Source organism: Pseudomonas sp. KB_12, from assembly GCF_052114545.1.
GTDB lineage: Bacteria > Pseudomonadota > Gammaproteobacteria > Pseudomonadales > Pseudomonadaceae > Aquipseudomonas > Aquipseudomonas brassicacearum.
The window spans coordinates 1-22,603 of record NZ_JBFREY010000048.1; the positions used below are offsets into that span (position 1 = coordinate 1).

A 22,603-nucleotide genomic window follows, 5' to 3' on the forward strand; every position below is an offset into this window, starting at 1 on the left:
ATTGGAACCACCTGATCCCATCCCGAACTCAGCAGTGAAACGATGCATCGCCGATGGTAGTGTGGGGTTTCCCCATGTGAGAGTAGGTCATCGTCAAGATTAAATTCCGAAACCCCTATCTGCTGATGCAGGTAGGGGTTTTGTTTTTAGTAGAAGTCATCGATTTTACCGACACGTTGCTGTTGAACGGGTTGGTCACAGAATTTCTTGACGACCATAGAGCATTGGAACCACCTGATCCCATCCCGAACTCAGCAGTGAAACGATGCATCGCCGATGGTAGTGTGGGGTTTCCCCATGTGAGAGTAGGTCATCGTCAAGATTGAATTCCCAGAACCCCTGTCTGCATCAGCAGCCAGGGGTTTTGTCGTTTTGGGCCGGTAATCGGATCAAGCCCCTGATGCCCCGGCAAACCCCCAATGCCGTTGCTATGCTGTGATAGTCGGGCTTTGGCGACCAAGGGCCCGCGATGTCACTGGTCATGGGGATTCCAATAATGAAAAACCCTTATGCTCCCGGCTTCTGGTGCGCCATTGCGGCTTTGATACTGCTTTCGGCCACTTATTTCTATGGCGTCATGCTCACTCACCAGATCGACAAAGCACTGTTGTTCCTCGATAGCGCGGCGGCGTTGATCGGCGTGATATCCATCGCAATCGTGGCCTGGGCATCGCTTCAGGGGCAGCGCATCAAGAAAAAACACCTCGAACAAGGCAAGACATTGGTGCTGATTTGGGACACCAAGGTTGCGCTGCGACGTGTCGAAACGGTGTTTGACCGTTATTTCTGGGGCAGCTATTGGCAGCCTGGCCGCACGTTCCAGGAAGTTATGGGAGAACTCACCGGCACCCCGCTGGAAAAGAGCCTGGAAGCCCTGAAAACTCAATGCGCTGCCTTGGACAAGCAAGTCACCCAGGACGGCTGGCATTGGCTCAACAACGCCCGAGAGTTGTGTGACGTGGCTAATGCCATGGCCCGTGAGCGCTATCAACTGGACTTCTGCGATTCACGCGCAGACTCATCATCGGGCGCGGCAGTAATCAATCGCGATTTCGAAGTGCTGGTGTACACCTGGACGGCCCGCCTCAAGACTTTCGACCACCAGCTCGACGAGATCGAAGTCCAATATTCGTAGACCACCTCGCAAGAAAACGTTTTTACCCCTTTAAACATTGGGCCCGAAGGGGTGCCTGATGGTAATCTCCCCTCCTCTTTTACGGCGTCGAGCCACACCCTTTGCGGGTCAGGGAAGACGACGGCTTTGTTCAACCATGGATATCGATCGGGTCACTCATGAATAAATCAGCAAGCATACTCTTGGGAATCGTTGTAGCTGTCGGTGCTGTCAGCGCGGGCGGCGCCTGGTACACCGGGACCAAGCTCGAAGGCGTGTTGACGAACGCTATTGCCGATAGCAACAAGCAGATGCAGACAGCCTTGGCCGGGTCTAACAGCACTGCCACCCTGGAGCTGGTCTCCATGGACCGTGGTACGTTCAGCAGCACCGCCCACTACCGTCTCAAGGGCGAGGGCGAGATCTTCGGTAGCGAGCCGGTCGAGCTGCTCTTCGTCGATCAGATCGAACACGGCCCACTGCCATTTTCGCGCTTGATAACACTCAAATGGCTGCCGGTCATGGCCACCAGTCACACCGCGCTTGAGCGCAATCCGCTGACTGACAAGTGGTTCGCTGCCACCAAGGACCAATCGCCGCTCAAAGGTGTGGTCAACCTGGGTTACGACCAATCCATCAATGGCACCTACGAGCTGCTGCCCGTGGATACCAAGCTGGATGAGCAATCCCAGCTCATCTTCTCCGGCCTGAAATTTGACGTGGCCGCCAGCGCCCAAGGCCAGAAGATCAAGGCCGACGGCTACATGGACAGCTTCAAGCTGACCACCGTTGCCGAAGACCAGACTCCCGTGCAGGTTGAGCTGAACGGCCTGACATTGGCGAGCAACCTGAGCAAAAGCTCCTACGGTTACTACATGGGTGACAACACCCTGCTGCTGAGCAACACCAAGGCCACCTTTGGTGAGCCGAAGTCGGTGCTGGGCCTGAAGAACTTCGAGATGAAGAACAGCAGCACCGAGAGCGGCACCAGCGCTTCGGGGCGTGCCGATTACAAGATCGGTGAGTTGTCGTTCAACGACAAGACCATTGGTTCGGCGCAGATGGCAGTCAGCCTGAAGAACCTGGACATCCCGGCCACCATGTCGCTGATGCAGATTTACCAGACCAAGCTGCAACCCTACGAAAAAGCTGCAGCCGAGGCCACAGCAGCCGGTGAGCCGGCCCCAGAGCTGAGCCTGACCGAAGCTGAAGAAGCGCAGGTCAAGGCTGATCTGGAGAAACTCCTGGCCGGCGCTCCGCAAGTGGCGTTGGAAAACCTGTCGTTCAGCACCGCCAATGGTGAAAGCCGCGCCAACCTGATCGTTGATCTGGCCAAGCCGCAGTCCATGGACTTGCCACCGGATGAGTTGGGCCGTCAGTTGCTCGCCCTGCTGGATTTCAACATCAAGGTTTCCAAGCCGATGCTGGTTGACCTGATGACCGTACAGGCACAGATGGAAGGCCAGACGGATGCCAAGTTGATCGCCGATCAGGCCACTGCCACCAGCGATATGTTCAGCGCCATGGCGGTCGGTTCGGAACTGGCAATGCTTGAAGGCAGCGATGTTGTCACCAAGCTGCACTACGCCAACAATCAGGTCGATTTCAACGGCCAGAAGATGACCGTTGAGCAATTCACGGCATTCGTGATGAGCAAGCTGGGTGGTGGCGTCGCCGTCCAGTAACGCGTTCGGTCAGCACCCCAAACCCGGCCCGTGCATGATGCATGGGCCGGGTTTTTTTACGCCTATCGATCAGCTCTGCGCTGAAATCTGTAGCGATTCTGAAGAATTGTGGCGTTCCAGAAGATGACCCGCCCGAGAGTGCAAAACTAAACCCATTAGAGCTTGGCTGGATTCCTTTGATCCGGCTTCCTGTTTGATGGGCAAGGGGGCACTGCGACCCGGCTGGCCATGTAAGGATGCTGACGAATGCCGCGTACTGTGGGTCCTTTTATTCAACGTGGTTTGCGCCCGTTGTTTCGCGTCGCGCTGTGCAGCCAATTGTGCTGGCCGATACTGGCGTTTGCCGATACCGCCTATGACCAAATGGTGCTCGACGCCCGTGCAGGCCATTACACGCCTGCGCTGACCGCGTTGCGCCAGGTGCCGGCTGGCCAGGCCAGCGCTGCGCAAATCAGCGACCACCTGCAGATCGCCAGTTGGGCCGGCCTCGACGTCGAGGTGGTGACGGTCTATGAGACCCAGGGCCGCCATCGAGCGCTGCCTGTCCAGGCGCTCACCGATACGGCTCGCGCCTATCGAAACCTCAAGCGTTGGGATTCGGCGCAAGAGCTGTACCGCCAGGCCTTGGTGATGGACCCCCAGAACCCCGACCTGCAACTCGGCCTGGCCTTGACCCAGGCCGACGGCGGTCAGCCCGACGAAGCCGTCACCCGCGCAAAGGCCATGGTCGCCGCCAAACCGACAGATCCGATGCGTCGACTGGCGCTGGGTTATGCCCAGACCCGCGCCAACAACCCTCACGAAGCGCTGTTCGAATACGACCAGGCCTTCACCCGCGCGGGCAACAGCCCAGAGATTGCACGCGAATACATCTACGCCCTGCAACGCGCGCGGCTGCCCGAACCGGCGCTGCGCCTGGCGCGTCTGCAGCCGGGGCTGATCGACCGAGGTGTGCAGCGTCGCCTGGAGGGTGACGTGGCAGCCGAACGGGTGCGCCTGGCGGACATGACCAGTCGCAGTGAACAGGAGCGCTTCGTCATTGCCGACCGCGCCCTGGCCGACTACGACAAGCTGCTCGCCACCTGGACTCCGGTGGCCGAGGCCCATGACGACGTACTCCGTTGGCGCATCGATCGCATGGGCGCTCTCAATGCCCGTGTCCGTCGGGCTGAAGTGATTGCCGAGTACCAGAAGCTGATCGCCGAGGGCGTGAGCATTCCCACGTATGCCCTGCGTTGGGTGGCCTCTTCCTATCTGGAGCAGCGTGAACCGGAAGTCGCCGTCGAGCTGTACCGCCAGGTACTGGCGGCGCCGGATGCCGATCCTGCGGAGCGCTTTGAAGACAGCACCGCGCTCTACTACGCGCTGCTGGAAAGTGAAAAATCCGAAGAGGCCCGCGCACTGGCCGAAGACATGGCGAAAGCCCAGCCTCCACGCGTCGAGCTCAAGGGCCTGCCGATCGGCAACCCCAACGATGAATGGATGGATGCCCAACAACTCGCCGCCCAGGCCGGCACTTACGGCGCCGACCTGCCTTCTGCCGAAGCGCGCCTCGACACCCTGGTCAACCAAGGCCCCGGCAACACCGGCATGCAGCTGGCCCAGGCCGATCTGTACCAGGCCCGTGACTGGCCGCGCCGTTCGGAAAACCTCCTCAAGGAAGTCGAGGCCACGATCCCGCGCAACCGTGACCTGGAAATCGCCCAGGCCCGTGCAGCCATGGATTTGCAGGAATGGCGGCAGATGGATGCACTGACCGACGACGTGGTCGCCCGCTATCCGGAAAACGCCCATGTCAAACGCCTGCAACGCCAGCGCGACGTACACGACATGGCCGAACTGCGCATCGAGGCCTACACCGGCAAGAGCTATGGCGGTGGCAACGGTGACGCCGGTGCCGTCACTGGCAGTCGGGACTTTGGTATCGAGACGCTGCTCTACAGCCCGCCCATCGATGAAGACTGGCGGCTGTTCGGCGGTGCCGGCTACGCCACCGGCGATTTCGAGGAAGGCACCGGCCACCACCGCTGGCAGCGCCTGGGCGTGGAGCGTCGTATCCGAGACATGACACTGGAGGCCGAGGTCTCCAATCATTCCTATGGCTCCGGCGACAAGCAAGGCGCGCGCCTGGCCGTGGCGCGGGACATCGACGACCACTGGCAGTACGGCGGCAGCCTGGATTATCTCTCGGCCAATACCCCGTTGCGGGCGCTCAACAGTGGCATTCGCGCTAACGGCGGTAGCGGTTTCGTACGCTGGCGGGCCAATGAAAGCCGCGAGTGGCGACTGGCTGTCAGCCCGTCCCATTTCAGCGATGGCAACAACCGCCTCGAAACCCAACTGACCGGTCGCGAAGGCATCTACAGCACACCGCGTATGCAAGTGGAGCTGGGGCTGGAAGTGGCTGCCAGCCGCAACAGCGGTTCCAACGAAGTGCCTTATTTCAATCCGAAATCGGACTTCAGCGTCATGCCGACCGTGAGCGTCAATCACGTGTTGCACCGCCGCTACGAGACCACGTGGAGCCAGCAGTTCCAGGTCGGTGCCGGTACCTACAGCCAGCGCGACTACAACACCGCGGCCGTGGGATTGCTCGGCTACGGCCAGCGTTTCATCTGGAACGACGTGCTGGAGGCCGGCGCCGCGCTGAGCTGGCTCAACCGCCCCTACGACGGCGATCGCGAAAGCGATCTGCGCCTGCTTGTCGACCTCACTTATCGCTTCTAGAAGAGTTTGAAGATGCCTGTTATTTCGCGATTCATCCTTCTGCTGGGGGTCTTGCTGATCAGCGCGTGTGCCCAGCAAGCCCCGGCGTTCACGCCGCCCTCGCAGCGCCCGCTGGCGGCTAATGATGCCCCATGGCCAAAGAACCATGTGCTCGGCATCGCCTACCACGATGTCGACGACCGTGACCCGGACCAGGCGCTGGTGGCCGTGCGTACCGAACGCCTGATCGAACAACTGGCGTGGCTGCGGGAAAACAACTACCAGCCGGTCACAGTGGATCAGATCATCACGGCCCGCAATGGCGGCCCGGAACTGCCACCGCGTGCGGTGCTGCTGAGTTTCGACGACGGCTACGCAAGCTTCTACACCCGCGTCATGCCCATCCTGCGCGCCTATAACTGGCCGGCGATCCTCGCCCCGGTCGGCAGTTGGGTGGATACGCCGCTGAACCAGACGGTGGATTTCGCCGGGGTGCCGCGCAAGCGTTCCGAGTTCCTGACCTGGGAGCAGATTCGCGAGGTTTCCAAATCGGGCCTGGTGGAAATCGCCGCCCACACCGATGCCAATCACAAAGGCATCCTCGCCAACCCGCAAGGCAACCAGCAACCCGCCGCGACCACCCGGCGCTACGACCCCGTCACCGGTCGTTATGAGGCCGAGGCCGATTTCCAGGCTCGCTTGCGCAAGGACGTGGCGGCCATTTCCGAGAAAATTCGCAAGGTCACCGGCTACAGCCCGCGCGTCTGGGTCTGGCCTTACGGTGAAGCCGACGGCACGGCGTTGCAGGTGATTGGCAGCGAGGGTTATCGACTGGCCCTGACTTTGGAAGACGGTCTCGACAGCTTGGATAACCTGATGAGCGGCCCACGCTTCCTGGTGGCGTCCGATCCGGATGGTGCCCATTTCGCCGAAAGTATCGTGTCGGTGCAGACGATTGACCCGATGCGCGTGGTGCATGTCGACCTGGATTACGTCTACGATCCGGACCCGGTGCAGCAGGAAGCCAATGTCGGCCAGTTGGTCCAGCGCATTTCCGACCTGGGCGCCAATACGGTGTTCCTGCAAGCCTTCGCTGACCCGAAAGGCGACGGCCTCGTGCATTCGTTGTACTTCCCCAATCGTCACTTGCCGGTGCGCGCCGACCTGTTCGACCGGGTTGCATGGCAGTTGCGCACCCGGGCCAATGCCAAGGTCTATGCCTGGATGCCGGTGCTCAGTTTCGCCCTGGACGCGAAGCTTTCACGGGTACAGCGCTGGGATCCGGAAACCGGCAAGACCGGCGTTGCCCCGGACCAGTACGTGCGTTTGTCGCCGTTCGACCCGAACGTGCGCAAGGTCATCGGCGAGATTTACCAAGACCTGGCGCGGATGAGCTCGTTGGACGGCGTTTTGTACCATGACGACGCAGTGTTCTCCGACTTCGAGGATGCCAGCCCCGCAGCCCTGAAAGTCTATGCCGCCAACGGCCTGCCGACGTCCATTGCCGCCCTGCGGGCCGATCCTGCAGCGATGCAACGCTGGACCCGCTTCAAGAGCCGCTACCTGATCGATTTCACCCATGAACTGACCGCCAAGGTCCGGGCGATTCGTGGCCCGCAGGTGCGCACCGCGCGCAATATCTTTGCCGAACCGATGCTCAATCCTGACAGCGAAGCCTGGTTCGCGCAGAACCTCGACGATTTCCTCGGCGCCTATGACTGGACGGCGCCGATGGCCATGCCGCTGATGGAAAACCAGACCCTCCAGCAATCCGGCCCCTGGCTCGATCGTCTGGTGGACACCGTCAAGGCCCGCCCCGGCGCGCTCAAGCGCACGGTGTTCGAATTGCAGGCCCGGGACTGGAACAGCAAGCCGGTCAGCGACGTCAGCGGTAAACAATTGGCCGACTGGATGGGGCGCCTCAAGCGCAAAGGCGTGACCAGTTTCGGTTACTACCCGGACAACTTCATCGAAGACCAGCCCGCTTTGAAAACCGTGCGGCCTGCGCTCTCCAACAAGTGGAATCCTTGACATGCTCGACAGACTGCTCGCTCTGCTGGTGCTGGCGATCGTCCTCGGGGTGCCCCTGGGCCTGATCTTCCTGGTCACCGGGCAATTCCTGATGGACTTCGTGTTCTTTTACCCGCTGTTCATGTCCGGGCTGTGGATCGCCGGCGGCCTGTATTTCTGGCTGCACTGGGAACGCCACTGGCCGTGGAAGGACGACACCCTGCCACCGCCCCTGGCCGGCGAGCCGTTGATCAGCATCCTGATCCCGTGCTTCAACGAAGGCGATAACGTCGCCGACACCATTCACGCGGCGCTGGGCCAGCATTACCCGAACATCGAAGTCATCGCCATCAACGACGGCTCCAAGGACAACACCGCCCAGATGCTCGATCGACTGGCGGCTGAAGACCCGCGCCTGCGCGTGTTGCACCTGGCGGAAAACCAGGGCAAGGCCGTGGCCCTGCGCATGGGTGCCATCGCGGCGCGCAGCGAATACCTGGTGTGCATCGACGGTGACGCGCTGCTGGCGCCGAACACCTGTGCCTACCTGGTGGCGCCGATGCTGGACAACGCCCGACTCGGCGCGGTGACCGGCAACCCGCGCATCCGCACCCGCTCGACTCTGGTGGGCCGAGTCCAGGTTGGCGAGTTCTCCTCGATCATCGGCCTGATCAAGCGTACTCAACGGGTGTTCGGACGGATCTTCACCGTGTCTGGCGTGATCGTCGCGTTCCGTCGCTCCGCCCTGCACCGGGTTGGCTACTGGAGCCCGGACATGATCACCGAAGACATCGACATCAGTTGGAAGCTGCAACTGGATCACTGGAGCATCTTCTACGAGCCGCGCGCGCTGTGCTGGATCCTCATGCCCGAAACCCTGCGTGGCCTGTGGCGGCAACGGCTGCGCTGGGCCCAGGGTGGCGCCGAGGTGTTGTTCAAGAACATCCGGGGCATCTGGCAGTACCGCCACCGCTACCTGTGGCCGCTGTTGTTCGAATATTGCCTGTCCACCGGTTGGGCGTTCACGTTCCTGCTGTCGGTGATTTTCTGGGGCGTCGGCAAATTCGTCGAAATGCCAGCGGCCATCGCGGTCGATCACCTCATGCCACCCGCCTTCACCGGGCTGTTGCTGGCGGTGATATGCCTGCTGCAATTCGCGGTGAGCATCCTGATCGATCGGCGTTACGAAAAAGGCCTGTGGCACATCATGTTCTGGGTGGTCTGGTACCCGTTGGTGTTCTGGCTGATCAGCCTCTTTACCACCCTGGTGAGCTTTCCAAAAGTGCTGTTCGGGCAGCATCAGAAGCGTGCGCGCTGGATCAGTCCGGATCGCGGTATCAAACCGTTCGATGATCAGGAAGAGGAAGTGATCCGATGAAAATTATCAGGACCCGGCAACGGCCTTTTCTGGTGCTCATCGATGCGTTTTTTACCGTGCTGGCGTGGGTGGGGTTGTTGTACTTGCTGGTCAATGGGCTGTGGCCGCTGTTCGCGAGCCAGGCCGGTCCGCGCCCGGGAGGGTCTCTGTTCGATACCCTGGGGACCTTGCAGGTCTATGGATGGATCGCCTTGGTCAACGCGGTGCTGTTGATTACCTGGGCGCGTTACCAACAGCGCAAAAGCCGCAGCTTCGCCCAGCGCCGGTCGCCGGCCCCGGTAGTGAATGACCAGGGCTTGAGCGCCAGTTTCAAGTTGACCGACGAGCGCCTGGACACGCTGCGCCAGCCCGGCTCGAAGACTATTCACAACAATCTGGACGGCGACATCAGCCACGTCGTGCCGCACTTCCACTTGCTCAGCCCCGACTTGCAGCCGCCGCCCCTGGCGCCACTGGAGCGACCCGGCGTGATTCACCTGCCGGCCGATCACTCCGTACATTGATGCCATCGCGAGCAAGCTCGCTCCCACGGGGGATTTGGGCCTAGGATGAAAAATCCCGGATCAGCCGCCATGCCTCGTCCACCGGTAACGGTTGTTTCATGCGCTGGGCCAGCGCTGCCATGGCCCGGCCTTCATCACAGGCCACTGCGGCGGCAACGAGGCCGTCCTTGCCCAGCAGGGCAATAAAGGGCGGATGCTCGGGCGTGCCCTTGAATTCCACTTCGTCCCAGTGCTCGGCGTGGCCAAGATAGTCGTAGCGTTTGCCAAAGTGATAGGTCCAGAAAAACGGCACGTCCAAATAGTGCTCGTCGCCGCCGAGCATGTTCGCAGCGGCAATGCGCGCCTGTTGCTGGGCCAGGCGCCAGTGCTCGATGCGCTGGGGCTGGCCGTTCAGCGGGAAGGTCGCGATATCACCGACGGCCCATAAGCCATCAGTCACTCGCATGCCCGCGTCGACGGACAGTGACTGGTCCTGTTCCTGTGGCAATGCGGCGAAGGGCTCGGTGGCCGGGCGCACGCCGACGCCGATGATCACCAGGTCCGCGGCAACGCGCTGGCCGTCATCCAGCACCACGGCTTCGACCTTGCCGGCGCCCTCGATCTGCGCCGCTTCACTGTCGGTGCGGTACACCACACCATTGGCCCGGTGTCGGGCCAGAATGGCCTGGCCAACGCTCTCACCCAACTGTGCCGCGAACGGCACCGGATGCCGGGCCAGGACGGTGACGTTGAGCTCGCGCTTGCGCAGGGACGAGGCGACTTCCATGGCGATGAAACTGTCGCCGATGATCACCGCCTGTTGCCCTGGCCGGGCCGTGTCGAGAATCTGCCGGGCGTTGGCGATCGAACGCAGCACGAAGACTTGCGGCAAATCGATGCCGGGCAGTGCTGGCATCTTGGGTACTCCGCCGGTGGCGATGAGCGCGGCGTCGTAGTCCAGGCGCCGGCCATCGGCGAGTTGGATTTGCCGAGTATCGGGGGCCAAATGGGTGACCTCGCCATGGAGCCTTTCGATGCGTTGCCGGGTGAAGTAAGTTTCATCGCGCAGCGGTGCTGTCTCGTTGACTGCCATGTCACCGGCCAACACATACTTGCTCAGCACTGTACGGTCGTAGCCGGCTTCGGCTTCGCGGTCGATCATCAGGATTCGCCCGCCAAAACCCTTCTCGCGCAACGCCGCCGCGCAAGCCGTGCCGGCGGCACCGGCGCCGATGATGACAAACGTGCGCGGGTCATCGGCCGGCGGAACTTTATCGGTTGGCAATGGTTGATCGTCGACCCAGACGTCACCGTCCCGGACCTCGACGTGATAGCGCGCCAGGCTGTCGAGGGCCGGCGGTTCGCACAGGGCGCCGTCTTCAGCTCGGAACGCGGCCTTGTGCCAGGGGCAAATCAGCCGTCCGTGGCACACCGCGCCCTTGGCCAGTGGTGCGCCGGCATGCGGGCATTTGCCTTGGAAGGCGCGCACTTGATCACCGGAGCGCAACAGCAGGATGGACGTGTCGTCGATGTTGACTTCGAGGCCGCGGTCTTCACGAACGTCGGCGAAACGGGCGACTTGATGCAGAGACATGGTCATTCTCCGGCAGGCGTTTCCCTTTGGAGTCCCAGGGCCGGAACGAGTTTCAGCATAATTGTCACTGCAACCTTGGCGAAGCTGCGGCTATAGTTCGCAAGCCGTCCATGGCCAGACACGCACAAGGTGCCCCGGTATGACCCGATTGAACTCTCTCTCCCCTTGGCTGGCGGCCGTCGCCCTGGTGCTGTGCGCACAAGGGGCTGTCCAGGCCGAGGAGCGTTTTACCCTCAGCATCCCCGGTGTGTCGGACGACCGCCTCTTCACGGCGGCAGCAGCCAGTGATGCCAACACCTGTGGTGGCAAGAACATTTCTCCGGCCTTGAGCTGGAACGCCGGCCCGCCCGGCACCCTCAGCTACGCTATCGTCATGTTGGACCCGGACGGCCAAAGGGGCCAAGGTGTCGACCACTGGATCCACTACGGCATCAGGGCCACCACGCGGCAGATTCCGGCGGGCGCCGGCACCAAGCCCTCGTTGGAAGGCATGAGCGGTATCAACAGCAAGAACACCCACGGCTACATCGGTCCTTGCCCGCCTGTCGGCGACAGCGCTCACCACTACCTGATCCAGCTTTTCGCCCTGGACCTGCCGCCGGAAGCCCTGCCCGCCGACCTCACACGGGCCCAACTGATGGAAAAAATCAAAGGTCACGTCCTGCGCAACAGCAGCGTGGTGCGCCGCTACCACCGCTGACTCGAACAGCACAAAACCCCTGTGGCGAGGGAGCTTGCTCCCGCTGGGCTGCGAAGCAGCCCCCCACAGTGGCGCTGATGCCCCGACGCAACATTGGCATCACGCGCCAAAAGCGAGCACTATCGAGCCCTGTTCACTCATGCCGGAGGATGGCGATGACGCAGAAACCCGACGGCATCGCCCGCCTCCTGAACTGCCCCACCAAGGGCGACGAGATGCGCCGGGCCATCGCCCAGAGCCGCAAGGATTTCCTGCCTGCCGACGAGGCCGAAGACGCCGAGCCAGGCCAGCCACCGGTTCAACCGGTGGACCATGATCGCGACGACTGAGCCGTCGCCCTCTCTCAAACTTATTGTTCAAATCTGCCTATGACTGCCACCCCTGTTCTACCCGGTGACCGATTCCGCCGATCCGATTACAAGACCCTGGGCCTGGCCGCCTTGGGAGGCGCGCTGGAAATCTACGATTTCATCATCTTCGTCTTCTTCGCCCTGACCCTCAGCCAGTTGTTCTTCCCGCCGGAAATGCCCGATTGGCTGCGCTTGCTGCAAAGCTTCGGGATTTTCGCCACCGGCTACCTGGCCCGGCCCCTGGGCGGCATTCTCATGGCGCACTTCGCCGATCGCCTGGGGCGCAAGCGGGTGTTCAGCCTGAGCATCCTGATGATGGCCTTGCCGTGCCTGCTCATCGGCGTGATGCCGACCTACGCGCAAATCGGTTATTTCGCACCGTTGCTGTTGCTGGCGCTGCGTATCCTGCAGGGTGCGGCGGTGGGCGGCGAGGTGCCCAGCGCCTGGGTATTCGTGGCTGAACATGCGCCGCTGCATCATCGCGGCTATGCCCTGGGTTTCCTCCAGGCCGGCCTGACTTTCGGCTACTTGCTGGGCGCCTTGACCGCAACAGCGCTGGCGCGGATCTACACACCGGCAGAGATTCTCGATTACGCCTGGCGCCTGCCGTTCCTGCTGGGGGGCGTCTTCGGCGTGATCGGCGTCTGGCTGCGTCGCTGGCTGAGCGAAACGCCGATCTTCATGGCCCTGCAAGCCAATCGCGAAGGCGCTGCGGAACTGCCGTTGCGCACGGTCTTGCGCGACCACCGCCAGGCTTTGCTGCCCGCCGCCATCCTGACCTGTGTGCTGACCTCGGCTGTGGTGGTGTTTGTGGTCATCACTCCGACCGTGATGCAGAAAAGCTTCGGCATGACCCCCAGCCACACCTTCGCCCTGAGCAGCCTGGGCATCGTCTTCCTGAACATCGGCTGCATCCTGGCCGGTCTCATCGTCGACCGCATCGGTGCCTGGCGCACCGTCATGCTCTACAGCCTGCTGCTGCCTGTGGGCATCGCCGTGCTCTACGCCAGCCTGATCAGCGGTGGCGCCTGGCTGGGCCTGGCCTACGCCGTGGCCGGGCTGGGTTGCGGCGTGGTTGGTGCGGTGCCTTCGGTCATGGTCAGCCTGTTCCCGCCGAAGATCCGCGTGTCCGGCATCTCGCTCACCTACAACATCGCTTATGCGCTATGGGCCAGCATGACCCCGTTGATGCTGATTGCGCTGGTGCCGTGGAGCCCGTGGGTGTGCGTAGCCTATTGCGGTGTGATGGGCGTGGTGGGCGTGGCTGCGGCGGCGTATTTTCCCGGGCGGCATGGGAAGGCTGCGCAGCCGTCATTGGCCTGTGAATCCTGATCCGGCTGTTCAAAGCCGCTCGCGCAAAAAATCCACAAAGGCCCGAGTCCGTGCCGAGCGACGTCGGTCTTGACTGAACACGGCGCTGATGGGCAGCGCCAGCGGCTGGTAATCGGCAAGCACGGTGCAGACGGTTGCCTGGCGAATATCGGCCGCGAACAACCACTGCGGTGACAGCGAAACACCCAGGCCCGACAGCACCATTTCCCGGATCGCCTCGCTGCTGTTGCAGGTGACGTTGCCCTTGATCGTTACGCTGTACTGTCGGCCATCCTGGTCGAACCGCCAGACGTCGTAATGCTCCAGCAGCGTGAAAGCCAAACAGTTATGGCGGGCCAGGTCAGCCGGTGCGAGAGGCGTGCCATGCTGTTGCAGATAGGCGGGGGAGGCGTACACCCGGCGCGGGCTGTCGCCGAGGGAAATCGCCACCAGCCCTTCGCTGTTCACCACGCCGATGCGAATGGCCAGGTCGATGTTTTCCTTCAACACATCCTCGTTCTGATCGCTTAGCCTCAAGTCGATCCGAAGCTGTGGGTGACGTGCGAGGAATTCGCCCACCAACGGCGCAATACACAACCGGCCGAAACTGACGGGCGCCGCCACGCGCAGGAGGCCGGCGATCTGTTCTTGCCCACTGGCGAAACTGAGGCGTGCCGTGTCCAGGCTGGCGAGTATGTCCTTGCTTTCGGCGTAGAAGCGCTGGCCCTGGTCGGTCAACGCGAGGTGGCGGGTGCTACGGGCAAACAGCGCCCCGCCAAGGTGTTGCTCCAAGGCGCGGATCTGCTTGCTCACCGCCGGTTGGCCCAGGTTCAGTTCCCTGGCGACGGCCGAAAACGAGCCGCGCTCCACCACCCGCACGAACACCTGCATTGCGTCGAACAGATCCATCAGGATTTGGCCTCTGCCTGGAATAAATCCTATCCATTGTTGCTCACTTATCGGAATGCGTCTTCGCTCGCATGATGAACCTACCACTCATTGGAGGTTTACCGTCATGAACAACACCATGTCCGCCGCCGTTGCCGAAACCGCTCAGGCTGCGCTGATTGTCCGTTCCATCTCCCGACCCATTCCCGGTAAAGGCCAGGTATTGATCAAGGTGCATGCCGCCGGAATCAACCCGCTGGACACCAAGATCGCGGCGGGAGGCGGGGCCCACGCGCGCCAGCCGCTGCCTGCCGTATTGGGGATCGACCTGGCCGGGACGGTGGTTGAACGGGGAGAGGGCGTGAATGACTTTGCGCCTGGCGACGAGGTGTTCGGCATGGCCGGCGGGATCGGCGGGGCCCAAGGCGCGCTGGCCGAATACATCGCGGTCGATGCCCGCTTGATTGCGCCCAAGCCCCGCTCACTGAGCATGCGCGAAGCGGCCGCCTTGCCGCTGGCATTCATCACGGCCTGGGAAGGCTTGGTCGATCGCGCCAACGTTCGGGCCGGGCAACAGGTGTTGATACATGGTGGGGCGGGTGGCGTCGGTCAAATGGCCGTGCAAATCGCCAAGGCCCGGGGCGCCGAGGTCTACGCCACGGGCTCGGCCGACAGCCAGGGTTTCATCCGCGAACTGGGCGCGTCAGCCATCGATTACCGGACCCAGGACACCGACAGCTACGTGCGCCAGTACACCGATGGCGAAGGCTTCGACATCGTCTACGACACCGTTGGCGGCCCGACCCTGGATGCGTCTTTCAACGCGGTAAAGACCTACACCGGCCATGTGCTCAGTTGCCTCGGCTGGGGCCAGCACAGCCTCGCGCCGTTGTCGTTCCGAGGGGCGAGCTATTCCGGGGTGTTTACGTTGATGCCGCTGCTGACGGGCAAGGGGCGCGAGCATCATGGTCAGATCTTGCGGGAGGCCGCCGCTCTGGTTGAGTCAGGGCAACTGCGGATCAAGCTGGATCAGCGCCGGTTTGGCCTGGAGCAAGTCAATGAGGCCTTTGCCCAGGTAGCCGAGGGGCGTGGGGCGGGGAAAACGGTAGTGGACATTGGGATCGAGTGAGACGGGGCCGCACTCCGTCAGGGCCAAACAACTTGAGCGCTCATTCAAACCCCGTAGAATGCGGCCGCCACTATGCCGCTACCTCTCAAGGACGAATTCAAACATGCGAGTTTTTACCCTGTTGCTGGCCCTCTGCCTTATGGCAGGTTGCGCTTCGAAGCCCGATTACTACATTTCCCCTGCGCCGGTGGCGATCCCCGAGACCGCCACCTATTGGATCGACACGTTCAACGTTGAAGTCGTCGGCAAAAACGAACGCTTCCTGCCCGACGAAAAAGTCCGTGACCAGTTGCACACCGACCTGATCGTCCGCCTGCTCGACGGCAATCGCTATGCCTCCAGCAAGGAAACCGCTGACTATCTGCTGGACGTCAACGCTGTCTATGCGCGCCGTATTCAAGACACTCAAGGTGGTCTCATGAACAAAATCGTCGCCGACGGTACGTATCTGGCCAGTGTCGATTTCAATTATCAGGTCAAGGTGAAGAAGGCCGGTGCCGAAGTGCTGCACTTTGCCCAGGCCCGCCAGGGGCTGATGCCAGGTGGGGCGATTGGGCAACTTGAGGCCATGAGAGGCATCGCGGGCGCCCTGACGAACAGAGGCAACTCCGATGTCGAAGACTATTACACCGGCCATTTGAGCGGATTCATCGCCGATGATCTGCGGGGCATTCCGTCCCGCTAACAATGCCTGCTGCAACGTGCTCGCGCTTGGTCCGATCGCGGTAACGGCCTGGCCACTTTGGGGGTGCCTAGCCCGGTTTTTTCAGCGCGCTAAAAAAAGTTTTTGGTCGTTAACCCGAACCTCGTGTGCCTTGCGTCTGAGCTTGTGTACGAATCATTCATTCACGAGGTTCAGCCCATGTTCCGTCCACTTCCCTTTATGCGTCCTGCTGCCCAAGGCTTCGCCGTGACTTTGCTGGTGGCGTTGTCCGGTTGTGGGGTGTCTTCTCGTGAGGCTGCCAAGCCGTCCGCACCGGTAGCCGTGGCGCCCAGCGTTGTACCGCAAGGCGAGATCGTCGAAATGCACCCCTCGGCGGTCAAGCGCATGGCCATGACGCCGACATTGATGCCCGCCCCAAGGGTGGCGAACGATGCCATCGCCGCGGGTTACCGCGCCGAGCCGCGTGAACAGTACGAAAAACTGCCGGACAACCCCATCCATAGCGTGGCGGAAACGCCGGTCTCGACCTTCAGCGTGGATGTCGACACCGGCAGCTACGCCAATGTGCGACGTTTGCTCAACCAAGGCAGCCTGCCACCCGAAGGTGCTGTGCGGCTGGAGGAAATGGTCAATTATTTTCCGTATAGCTACGCCCTACCCACCGACGGTTCACCCTTCGGCGTGACCACCGAGGTGGCCCCATCGCCGTGGAATCCCCACAGCCGCTTGCTGCGCATCGGCATCAAGGCCAGCGACCGCGCCGTAGCGGATCTGGCGCCGGCCAATCTGGTCTTCCTGGTGGATGTTTCCGGCTCCATGGACCGTCGCGAAGGCCTGCCGCTGGTCAAGAGCACGCTGAAACTGCTGGTGGATCAGTTGCGCGATCAGGATCGGGTGTCCCTGGTGGTCTATGCCGGTGAATCCCGGGTGGTGCTCAAGCCCACCTCGGGGCGCGACAAGGTGACAATCCGCAACGCCATCGATCAACTCGACGCCGGTGGTTCCACCGCGGGCGCCTCGGGTATCGAACTGGCCTATCAGATGGCTCGCGAGAGTTTTATCGACAAGGGCATCAACCGCATCCTGCTGGCCACCGATGGTGACTTCAACGTCGGCATCAGTGATTTCGACAGCCTCAAGCAGATGGCGGTGGACCAGCGTAAAAGCGGCGTATCCCTGACGACGTTGGGCTTCGGTGTGGATAACTACAACGAACATCTGATGGAGCAGTTGGCTGACGCTGGTGACGGTAACTACGCCTACATCGACAACCTGCTCGAAGCGCGCAAAGTCTTGGTCGACCAGCTCAGCTCTACCCTGGCGGTGGTGGCGCGGGATGTGAAGTTGCAGGTGGAGTTCAACCCTGCCCAGGTCAGTGAGTATCGCCTGCTCGGTTATGAGAACCGCGCGTTGAAGCGTGAGGATTTCAACAACGACAAGGTCGATGCGGGCGAGATCGGTGCCGGGCATACGGTGACGGCCTTGTATGAAATTGTCCCGAAGGGCCAGCCGGGCTGGTTGGAGCCGCTGCGCTATGCCAGTACACCCCAGCCGGAGGGTAGGTCAGGCGAATTGGCGATGTTGCGCGTACGCTACAAACCCGTTGAGGGCGGTAGCAGTCGATTGATCGAGCATCCGATTGCGGGCGTGCAGGACGAACACAAGGCCAGCGATGACCTGCGTTTCTCTGCCGCCGTGGCGGCCTTCGCCCAGCAGCTCAAGGGTGATGGGCGTTACACTGGGACGATGAGCTTGAAGGACACCGCACAATTGGCGCGCTCGGCCCGTGGTGATGACCCGTTTGGGCTGCGTGCCGAGTTTGTGCAGTTGGTGGAGCTTGCCCAGAGCCTCGAGCCTGCGGCCAAGCGCTGATCCCGAGCGCAACGGGGATCAAAAATGTGGGAGCGAGCTCGCTCCCACAGGGTCTCCTTGTTGTCTGCCAGGACTGTGTTGCAATGACCGGAAAGGAGTTCGTCACCGACATGCCCGCTGCGCTTGATTCTCCCAGCGACGAATCGCTGCTGGCCCGCTACCGCAACGGCGATGGGGCTTCTTTCGAAGTCCTGTACGCCCGCCATCGGCAAGGGCTCTACCGTTTCCTCGTGTCCTTGAGCAACAAGGCCGAACTGGCCGAGGAAGTCTTCCAGGACACCTGGCTCAGCCTGATTCGCAGCACCACCCAGCCACAAGGCCGGGCGAGCTTTCGCACCTGGCTGTTCCAGATTGCCCGCAACCGCTTGATCGATCACTGGCGCAAGCATGGCGTCCACAACCCGTTGCACGACAGTTACGACGAGCAACTTCACGTCCAGCCCGACGACACCAGCAGCCCCGAGCGGCAGTTGAGCCTGAGTCGCGACCAGGCGCGTCTCGATGCTGCGTTGCAGGCCTTGCCCGAGGATCAGCGGGAAGTTTTCCTGCTGCGCCTGCATGGCGACCTGGAACTGCCGCAGATTGCCGCTTTGACCGGCGTCCCACTGGAAACGGTCAAGAGCCGCTTGCGTTACGCCCAGCAGAAATTGCAGCGACTGCTGGCCGAGGAGGTACCCGCATGATCGACCCCAAACACACCCCGGATCCCGACGACGAAATGCTGGTCGAGCATTTCCGCCAACATGCCAGCGGCGAGCCGCCGGCCTCCCTGGACGCCTTCATCCTGGCCGCCGCCCGCCGTGAAGCCCCGACGCCCACGCCAAGCCTGTGGCAGCGCTGGCTGCAGGCCTGCCAACGGCCGCGCTGGCAAATGGCATTCGCCACGGTCGCCGGTGTGGCGCTGATGATCGGCCTGGTGCTGCGTTCGCCCATGCCCCACGACGAGCTTTCCTCACCCGCCTCGATGGAGTTTTCCGCCGACCGGCAGGAACCCGTCGTTGTCGCCGCACCGCCGCCGGCCATGCCTGCCCCCGCACCGATCACCCGCATGGCGCCCCTGGGTGAACTGTCCCGGGCGCCGGCAAGCCCTGTGCAAGCCTTGGCGGAAAAGTCAGCGGCGAAAATGAGCAAATCCGCGCCCGCTGCACTGCCATCGCTGGAGCAGGGCCTGATGGAAATCCTGCGTTTGCGCGAGGCGGGTGAGAGCAAGGCTGCGGATGAAAAGTTGCTGGCGTTGCATAAGCGCTTTCCCGAGGAGGACTTGCCGGCGCGGTTGGAGGTGTTGCGCAAGCGTTGAGCGAAACCAACGCGTAAAAAAACTCCCGGTCATAAAGGCGGGTATTGGAGCGTCACTGATTCCAAAAGTTGAAGGGGTACTTGCCAGGCGGACGACACTCGGGAGTCGCGTTACAAATGCAGGCATAGCAGGATCACTTGAGCGGAACTATGCTCGCCAGCATGAAAAAGCTGATGCTCGAACTCGACGGAACCGACCCAAGCAAGCTCTCTATGGCTCGCTTGACGGATTATCTGTGCGAGCTCGCAGAGCTTTTCGGCTCGCAAGATAATGTTCATTTCGACTCTGTCACCGAAGGTTGTGTTTGCCTGAATACTTGGGTGGAAGACGACAAGTACCCCCACGTCCTGAACAGGGTGCGTAAGGCCGCTCAGGGAGTTGGGCCCAAGCGTGCAAGAAAGGCGTACCTGCAACTCTCTGCATTGATGGAGCAAGATCGAGTGGATGGTGTCTTGCAAGCTGCAGATGCGAACATCCTTCAATTCCCCAAAGCAAAGACCGCTCCCCCTCCCATGGTCGTCATCAAGCAAGGTAGCGTTCAAGGGCGCCTGTATGTCGTTGGTGGAAAGGACGAGACGGTTCCTGTTCGGCTTGAGGGCGCTGGTGGCGAAACTCTTCTTTGTGAAGCCGATACGGTATTGGTTGAACAACTGGGCAAGCTCTTGTTCAAGTATGTTCGCGTTCATGGAAAGGGTGAGTGGGAAAGTCGACCGCATGGCGGCTGGCGGTTGAGAAAAATGTTCATTCAATCCTACGAGAGACTTGAAAAAACCTCTTTGCGCAGTGCGGTTACCCAGCTCAAGGAACTGGGTGGTATCACCTGGAGCGAGATGGATGATCCCCATGGAACGATTCAGAACCTAAGGGGATGAGGTGCGCATAGTTCTCGATACCAACGTTCTCGTCCAAGCCTTGGGAAATGCAAAGGACGGTATCGTTTGATCGGAATTTTCACCAGAGCCATCTGGATGTCATAAACGGCTTTTCGTGTTTTGAAATCATATCGTTCGATCAGATCGCTGCGGTCGAATGTGCTCGTATGGTCGATGACAATGAGCTGAAGGTGCTTGACCCGGCAGCAACGAAAGCCAAGTTACGTTTTGATCGCCAGATAATTGCTACTGCTCTCGCAACCAACGCTGATGAAGTCTGGACTCATGATGTGGGTCTTTACTCCAAAGCTCAGAAATGCGGACTTGTGGTGAAGTCCTTAGGAGATATTGAGCCGGCTCCTGAGCAACTCGAGGCCGATCTCGACTACTGAGTGTTGCCCGAGTCGGTTGGTGATGGAAACCAGGCCTCTTTAGTTATTTGCAACACGGCCCCTGTCGGTTGATGCGCTGCGGCGCTGATACCGCTCAGGGGTTTTTAAATGCCTGAATTGCTTACTTGCAGGCTCCTATGGGGTCGACGCTCCATAAAAAAAGCCCCAATCCGTTAGGACTGGGGCTTTTGATTTTCCATGTATGGTGCACCAGGCGGGATTCGAACCCACGACCCCTGCCTTCGGAGGGCAGTACTCTATCCAGCTGAGCTACTGGTGCGACGCGGGCGCCATGATACTCATATGCGTGGCAGGCGTCCATGCTACTGAATCGCCTGCGTTTTCGGGCGGCTCGACGGCTCTTGGCTACGCTGATCAGAAAAAGCGGGCAAATTCGGCTTTTTCGTTCTTTTTTTCGAACAGCCTATTGTCCTTCACCCCTATCGGCCCTAGGATTCGTTTGAGATTTCAAACGCTCTTGTCTGGGTGCTGAACCGCACGTCTGTGCTTTTGTGCGTTATTTCTGTGCTTCAGCCCGGTGAATGATTTCCCTGACGGCAGCCCCCGAGGCGCCTTTCTACAAATCTAATATGCTCCGCGTGCGCGCGGTGCTGTTAAGGAAAGCCGACATGCAGCTTAAAGACACCCAGTTGTTCCGCCAGCAAGCCTTCATCAATGGCGCTTGGGTCGATGCGGACAATGGTCAGACAATCAAGGTCACCAACCCGGCGACGGGCGAAGTGTTGGGCACCGTGCCGAAGATGGGCGCCGCCGAAACCCGTCGTGCGATTGAAGCCGCCGACAAGGCGCTGCCGGCCTGGCGTGCGCTGACGGCCAAGGAGCGCGCCAACAAGCTGCGCCGCTGGTACGAATTGCTGATCGAAAACCAGGACGACCTCGGTCGCCTGATGACCCTGGAACAAGGCAAGCCGCTGGCCGAAGCCAAGGGCGAAATCGTCTACGCCGCCTCGTTCATCGAATGGTTCGCCGAAGAAGCCAAGCGCATCTACGGTGACGTGATTCCCGGCCACCAGCCCGACAAGCGCCTGATCGTGATCAAGCAGCCGATCGGCGTGACCGCGGCCATTACCCCGTGGAACTTCCCGGCCGCGATGATCACCCGCAAGGCCGGCCCGGCCCTGGCTGCCGGTTGCACCATGGTCATCAAGCCGGCTTCGCAAACCCCGTTCTCGGCCCTGGCCCTGGTGGAACTGGCGCACCGTGCCGGTATTCCGCAAGGTGTGTTGAGCGTGGTTACCGGCAGCGCCGGCGACATCGGTGGCGAGCTGACCAGCAACCCGATCGTGCGTAAGCTGTCCTTCACCGGCTCGACCGAGATCGGTCGCCAGTTGATGGCTGAATGTGCCAAGGACATCAAGAAAGTCTCCCTGGAATTGGGCGGCAACGCGCCGTTCATCGTGTTCGACGACGCGGACCTGGATAAGGCCGTCGAAGGCGCGATCATTTCCAAATACCGCAACAACGGCCAGACCTGCGTCTGCGCCAACCGCCTGTACATCCAGGATTCGGTGTACGACGCGTTTGCCGAAAAACTGAAAGTGGCGGTCGCCAAGCTCAAGATCGGCAACGGCCTGGACGATGGCACCACCACCGGTCCGTTGATCGACGGCAAAGCGGTTGCCAAGGTGCAAGAGCACATTGCCGATGCCGTCAGCAAAGGCGCGACCGTGCTGTCGGGCGGCAAGGCGATGGAAGGCAACTTCTTCGAGCCGACCATCCTGACCAACGTACCGAACAACGCCGCCGTGGCGAAGGAAGAAACCTTCGGCCCGCTGGCGCCGCTGTTCCGTTTCAAAGACGAAGCCGAAGTGATCGCGATGTCCAACGACACCGAGTTCGGCCTGGCCTCGTACTTCTATGCCCGCGACCTGGGCCGTGTGTTCCGTGTGGCCGAAGCCCTGGAATACGGCATGGTCGGCGTCAACACCGGGTTGATTTCCAACGAAGTCGCGCCATTCGGCGGCATCAAGGCTTCGGGCCTGGGCCGTGAAGGCTCCAAGTACGGCATCGAGGATTACCTGGAAATCAAATACCTCTGCCTGGGTATCTGATCTGCTGCAAGCGCAAAGGGCACGAGAGCGCTGTCCCTTTGCGCGTTTCACCCGTTCTGTTTCTTGTGGCCGGAACGCTGCGGCAGT

At 61.3% G+C, this 22,603-nt stretch carries 19 protein-coding genes, 1 tRNA gene and 2 rRNA genes; 19 read left to right on the forward strand and 3 right to left on the reverse strand.

Features of this window, described 5'->3' with window-relative positions; all coding sequences use genetic code 11:
• From rrf (AB4Z20_RS25800) to pgaD, 8 genes are all read left to right on the forward strand, one after another.
• A 5S ribosomal RNA gene (gene rrf / locus AB4Z20_RS25800) occupies positions 1-99 on the forward strand; the annotation flags it as partial.
• 107 nt (positions 100-206) lie between these two features.
• Positions 207-322 (forward strand): 5S ribosomal RNA (gene rrf / locus AB4Z20_RS25805).
• A gap of 174 nt (positions 323-496) precedes the next feature.
• On the forward strand, positions 497-1,135 hold the full coding sequence (locus AB4Z20_RS25810; protein ID WP_013691999.1) for a hypothetical protein: 639 nt from the start codon (positions 497-499) through the stop codon (positions 1,133-1,135).
• 158 nt (positions 1,136-1,293) lie between these two features.
• Positions 1,294-2,799, forward strand: coding sequence for a YdgA family protein (locus AB4Z20_RS25815; RefSeq protein ID WP_253470747.1), 1,506 nt, complete (start codon positions 1,294-1,296; stop codon positions 2,797-2,799).
• Between the two features lie 246 nt (positions 2,800-3,045).
• Positions 3,046-5,526, forward strand: coding sequence for a poly-beta-1,6 N-acetyl-D-glucosamine export porin PgaA (pgaA, locus tag AB4Z20_RS25820; RefSeq protein WP_442090924.1), 2,481 nt, complete (start codon positions 3,046-3,048; stop codon positions 5,524-5,526).
• A gap of 12 nt (positions 5,527-5,538) precedes the next feature.
• The gene (gene pgaB / locus AB4Z20_RS25825) at positions 5,539-7,536 is read left to right on the forward strand and encodes a poly-beta-1,6-N-acetyl-D-glucosamine N-deacetylase PgaB (RefSeq protein WP_442090926.1); all 1,998 of its coding nucleotides are present in this window, start codon (positions 5,539-5,541) and stop codon (positions 7,534-7,536) included.
• A 1-nt stretch (position 7,537) separates the two neighbouring features.
• Positions 7,538-8,893 carry a poly-beta-1,6-N-acetyl-D-glucosamine synthase gene (gene pgaC, locus AB4Z20_RS25830; RefSeq protein ID WP_253470754.1) on the forward strand — a complete coding sequence of 452 codons (1,356 nt, stop codon included), beginning with the start codon at positions 7,538-7,540 and terminating at the stop codon, positions 8,891-8,893.
• Entirely contained in the window at positions 8,890-9,396 is a 507-nt protein-coding gene (pgaD, locus tag AB4Z20_RS25835; protein WP_253470756.1) for a poly-beta-1,6-N-acetyl-D-glucosamine biosynthesis protein PgaD, read from the forward strand. The genes pgaC and pgaD overlap by 4 nt, the downstream gene beginning before the upstream one ends.
• Positions 9,397-9,436: 40 nt before the next feature.
• Here pgaD and AB4Z20_RS25840 read toward each other — a convergent pair whose 3' ends face one another.
• Positions 9,437-10,969, reverse strand: a complete 1,533-nt coding sequence (locus tag AB4Z20_RS25840; RefSeq protein ID WP_442090929.1) for an FAD-dependent oxidoreductase — start codon at positions 10,967-10,969, stop codon at positions 9,437-9,439.
• A 139-nt stretch (positions 10,970-11,108) separates the two neighbouring features.
• Between AB4Z20_RS25840 and AB4Z20_RS25845 the strand changes: the two genes are divergently transcribed.
• The 3 genes from AB4Z20_RS25845 to AB4Z20_RS25855 all read left to right on the forward strand — a co-directional run bounded on the left by AB4Z20_RS25845 (position 11,109) and on the right by AB4Z20_RS25855 (position 13,351).
• Positions 11,109-11,669, forward strand: coding sequence for a YbhB/YbcL family Raf kinase inhibitor-like protein (locus AB4Z20_RS25845; protein WP_442090931.1), 561 nt, complete (start codon positions 11,109-11,111; stop codon positions 11,667-11,669).
• A gap of 155 nt (positions 11,670-11,824) precedes the next feature.
• Positions 11,825-11,998: a hypothetical protein gene (locus AB4Z20_RS25850; protein WP_214512915.1), complete on the forward strand. Its 174-nt coding sequence runs from the start codon at positions 11,825-11,827 to the stop codon at positions 11,996-11,998.
• 39 nt (positions 11,999-12,037) lie between these two features.
• Positions 12,038-13,351 carry an MFS transporter gene (locus AB4Z20_RS25855; protein WP_442090933.1) on the forward strand — a complete coding sequence of 438 codons (1,314 nt, stop codon included), beginning with the start codon at positions 12,038-12,040 and terminating at the stop codon, positions 13,349-13,351.
• Positions 13,352-13,360: 9 nt separating this feature from the next.
• Here AB4Z20_RS25855 and AB4Z20_RS25860 read toward each other — a convergent pair whose 3' ends face one another.
• Positions 13,361-14,239 carry a LysR family transcriptional regulator gene (locus AB4Z20_RS25860; protein WP_253470763.1) on the reverse strand — a complete coding sequence of 293 codons (879 nt, stop codon included), beginning with the start codon at positions 14,237-14,239 and terminating at the stop codon, positions 13,361-13,363.
• Between the two features lie 106 nt (positions 14,240-14,345).
• Between AB4Z20_RS25860 and AB4Z20_RS25865 the strand changes: the two genes are divergently transcribed.
• From AB4Z20_RS25865 to AB4Z20_RS25895, 7 genes are all read left to right on the forward strand, one after another.
• Positions 14,346-15,347, forward strand: coding sequence for a zinc-dependent alcohol dehydrogenase family protein (locus AB4Z20_RS25865; RefSeq protein ID WP_253470765.1), 1,002 nt, complete (start codon positions 14,346-14,348; stop codon positions 15,345-15,347).
• Positions 15,348-15,450: 103 nt separating this feature from the next.
• Positions 15,451-16,032, forward strand: a complete 582-nt coding sequence (locus AB4Z20_RS25870) for a hypothetical protein (protein ID WP_214512919.1) — start codon at positions 15,451-15,453, stop codon at positions 16,030-16,032.
• Positions 16,033-16,209: 177 nt separating this feature from the next.
• Positions 16,210-17,883, forward strand: a complete 1,674-nt coding sequence (locus AB4Z20_RS25875) for a vWA domain-containing protein (protein ID WP_442090935.1) — start codon at positions 16,210-16,212, stop codon at positions 17,881-17,883.
• 110 nt (positions 17,884-17,993) lie between these two features.
• A complete protein-coding gene (locus AB4Z20_RS25880) occupies positions 17,994-18,566 on the forward strand; it encodes an RNA polymerase sigma factor (protein WP_258691197.1) in 573 nt (190 codons plus the stop codon).
• Positions 18,563-19,180, forward strand: a complete 618-nt coding sequence (locus AB4Z20_RS25885) for a hypothetical protein (protein ID WP_442090937.1) — start codon at positions 18,563-18,565, stop codon at positions 19,178-19,180. Before AB4Z20_RS25880 ends, AB4Z20_RS25885 begins: the two co-directional genes overlap by 4 nt.
• A 149-nt stretch (positions 19,181-19,329) precedes the next feature.
• Entirely contained in the window at positions 19,330-20,052 is a 723-nt protein-coding gene (locus AB4Z20_RS25890; RefSeq protein ID WP_253470769.1) for a hypothetical protein, read from the forward strand.
• Between the two features lie 47 nt (positions 20,053-20,099).
• Positions 20,100-20,444 carry a hypothetical protein gene (locus tag AB4Z20_RS25895; RefSeq protein ID WP_442090939.1) on the forward strand — a complete coding sequence of 115 codons (345 nt, stop codon included), beginning with the start codon at positions 20,100-20,102 and terminating at the stop codon, positions 20,442-20,444.
• Between the two features lie 203 nt (positions 20,445-20,647).
• Here the strand turns inward: AB4Z20_RS25895 and AB4Z20_RS25900 are convergent.
• Positions 20,648-20,724 (reverse strand) — tRNA-Arg (locus AB4Z20_RS25900).
• A gap of 349 nt (positions 20,725-21,073) precedes the next feature.
• On the opposite strand from AB4Z20_RS25900, the gene gabD reads away from it, so the two are divergent.
• Entirely contained in the window at positions 21,074-22,516 is a 1,443-nt protein-coding gene (gabD, locus tag AB4Z20_RS25905) for an NADP-dependent succinate-semialdehyde dehydrogenase (RefSeq protein ID WP_253470773.1), read from the forward strand.
• Positions 22,517-22,603: the final 87 nt, after the last annotated feature.

What these genes read in the sequence shown, in the direction of transcription:
- AB4Z20_RS25885 (WP_442090937.1), top strand. Translation starts at nt 18,563, where the DNA reads ATGATCGACCCCAAACACACCCCGGATCCCGACGACGAAATGCTGGTC.
- AB4Z20_RS25845 (WP_442090931.1), top strand. Translation starts at nt 11,109, where the DNA reads ATGACCCGATTGAACTCTCTCTCCCCTTGGCTGGCGGCCGTCGCCCTG.
- AB4Z20_RS25850 (WP_214512915.1), top strand. Translation starts at nt 11,825, where the DNA reads ATGACGCAGAAACCCGACGGCATCGCCCGCCTCCTGAACTGCCCCACC.
- AB4Z20_RS25890 (WP_253470769.1), top strand. Translation starts at nt 19,330, where the DNA reads ATGCTCGCCAGCATGAAAAAGCTGATGCTCGAACTCGACGGAACCGAC.
- pgaC (WP_253470754.1), top strand. Translation starts at nt 7,538, where the DNA reads ATGCTCGACAGACTGCTCGCTCTGCTGGTGCTGGCGATCGTCCTCGGG.
- AB4Z20_RS25875 (WP_442090935.1), top strand. Translation starts at nt 16,210, where the DNA reads ATGTTCCGTCCACTTCCCTTTATGCGTCCTGCTGCCCAAGGCTTCGCC.
- AB4Z20_RS25855 (WP_442090933.1), top strand. Translation starts at nt 12,038, where the DNA reads ATGACTGCCACCCCTGTTCTACCCGGTGACCGATTCCGCCGATCCGAT.
- AB4Z20_RS25815 (WP_253470747.1), top strand. Translation starts at nt 1,294, where the DNA reads ATGAATAAATCAGCAAGCATACTCTTGGGAATCGTTGTAGCTGTCGGT.
- AB4Z20_RS25840 (WP_442090929.1), bottom strand. Translation starts at nt 10,969, where the DNA reads ATGTCTCTGCATCAAGTCGCCCGTTTCGCCGACGTTCGTGAAGACCGC.
- pgaA (WP_442090924.1), top strand. Translation starts at nt 3,046, where the DNA reads ATGCCGCGTACTGTGGGTCCTTTTATTCAACGTGGTTTGCGCCCGTTG.
- AB4Z20_RS25860 (WP_253470763.1), bottom strand. Translation starts at nt 14,239, where the DNA reads ATGGATCTGTTCGACGCAATGCAGGTGTTCGTGCGGGTGGTGGAGCGC.
- gabD (WP_253470773.1), top strand. Translation starts at nt 21,074, where the DNA reads ATGCAGCTTAAAGACACCCAGTTGTTCCGCCAGCAAGCCTTCATCAAT.
- pgaD (WP_253470756.1), top strand. Translation starts at nt 8,890, where the DNA reads ATGAAAATTATCAGGACCCGGCAACGGCCTTTTCTGGTGCTCATCGAT.
- AB4Z20_RS25895 (WP_442090939.1), top strand. Translation starts at nt 20,100, where the DNA reads ATGCAAAGGACGGTATCGTTTGATCGGAATTTTCACCAGAGCCATCTG.
- AB4Z20_RS25880 (WP_258691197.1), top strand. Translation starts at nt 17,994, where the DNA reads ATGCCCGCTGCGCTTGATTCTCCCAGCGACGAATCGCTGCTGGCCCGC.
- AB4Z20_RS25865 (WP_253470765.1), top strand. Translation starts at nt 14,346, where the DNA reads ATGAACAACACCATGTCCGCCGCCGTTGCCGAAACCGCTCAGGCTGCG.
- AB4Z20_RS25870 (WP_214512919.1), top strand. Translation starts at nt 15,451, where the DNA reads ATGCGAGTTTTTACCCTGTTGCTGGCCCTCTGCCTTATGGCAGGTTGC.
- AB4Z20_RS25810 (WP_013691999.1), top strand. Translation starts at nt 497, where the DNA reads ATGAAAAACCCTTATGCTCCCGGCTTCTGGTGCGCCATTGCGGCTTTG.
- pgaB (WP_442090926.1), top strand. Translation starts at nt 5,539, where the DNA reads ATGCCTGTTATTTCGCGATTCATCCTTCTGCTGGGGGTCTTGCTGATC.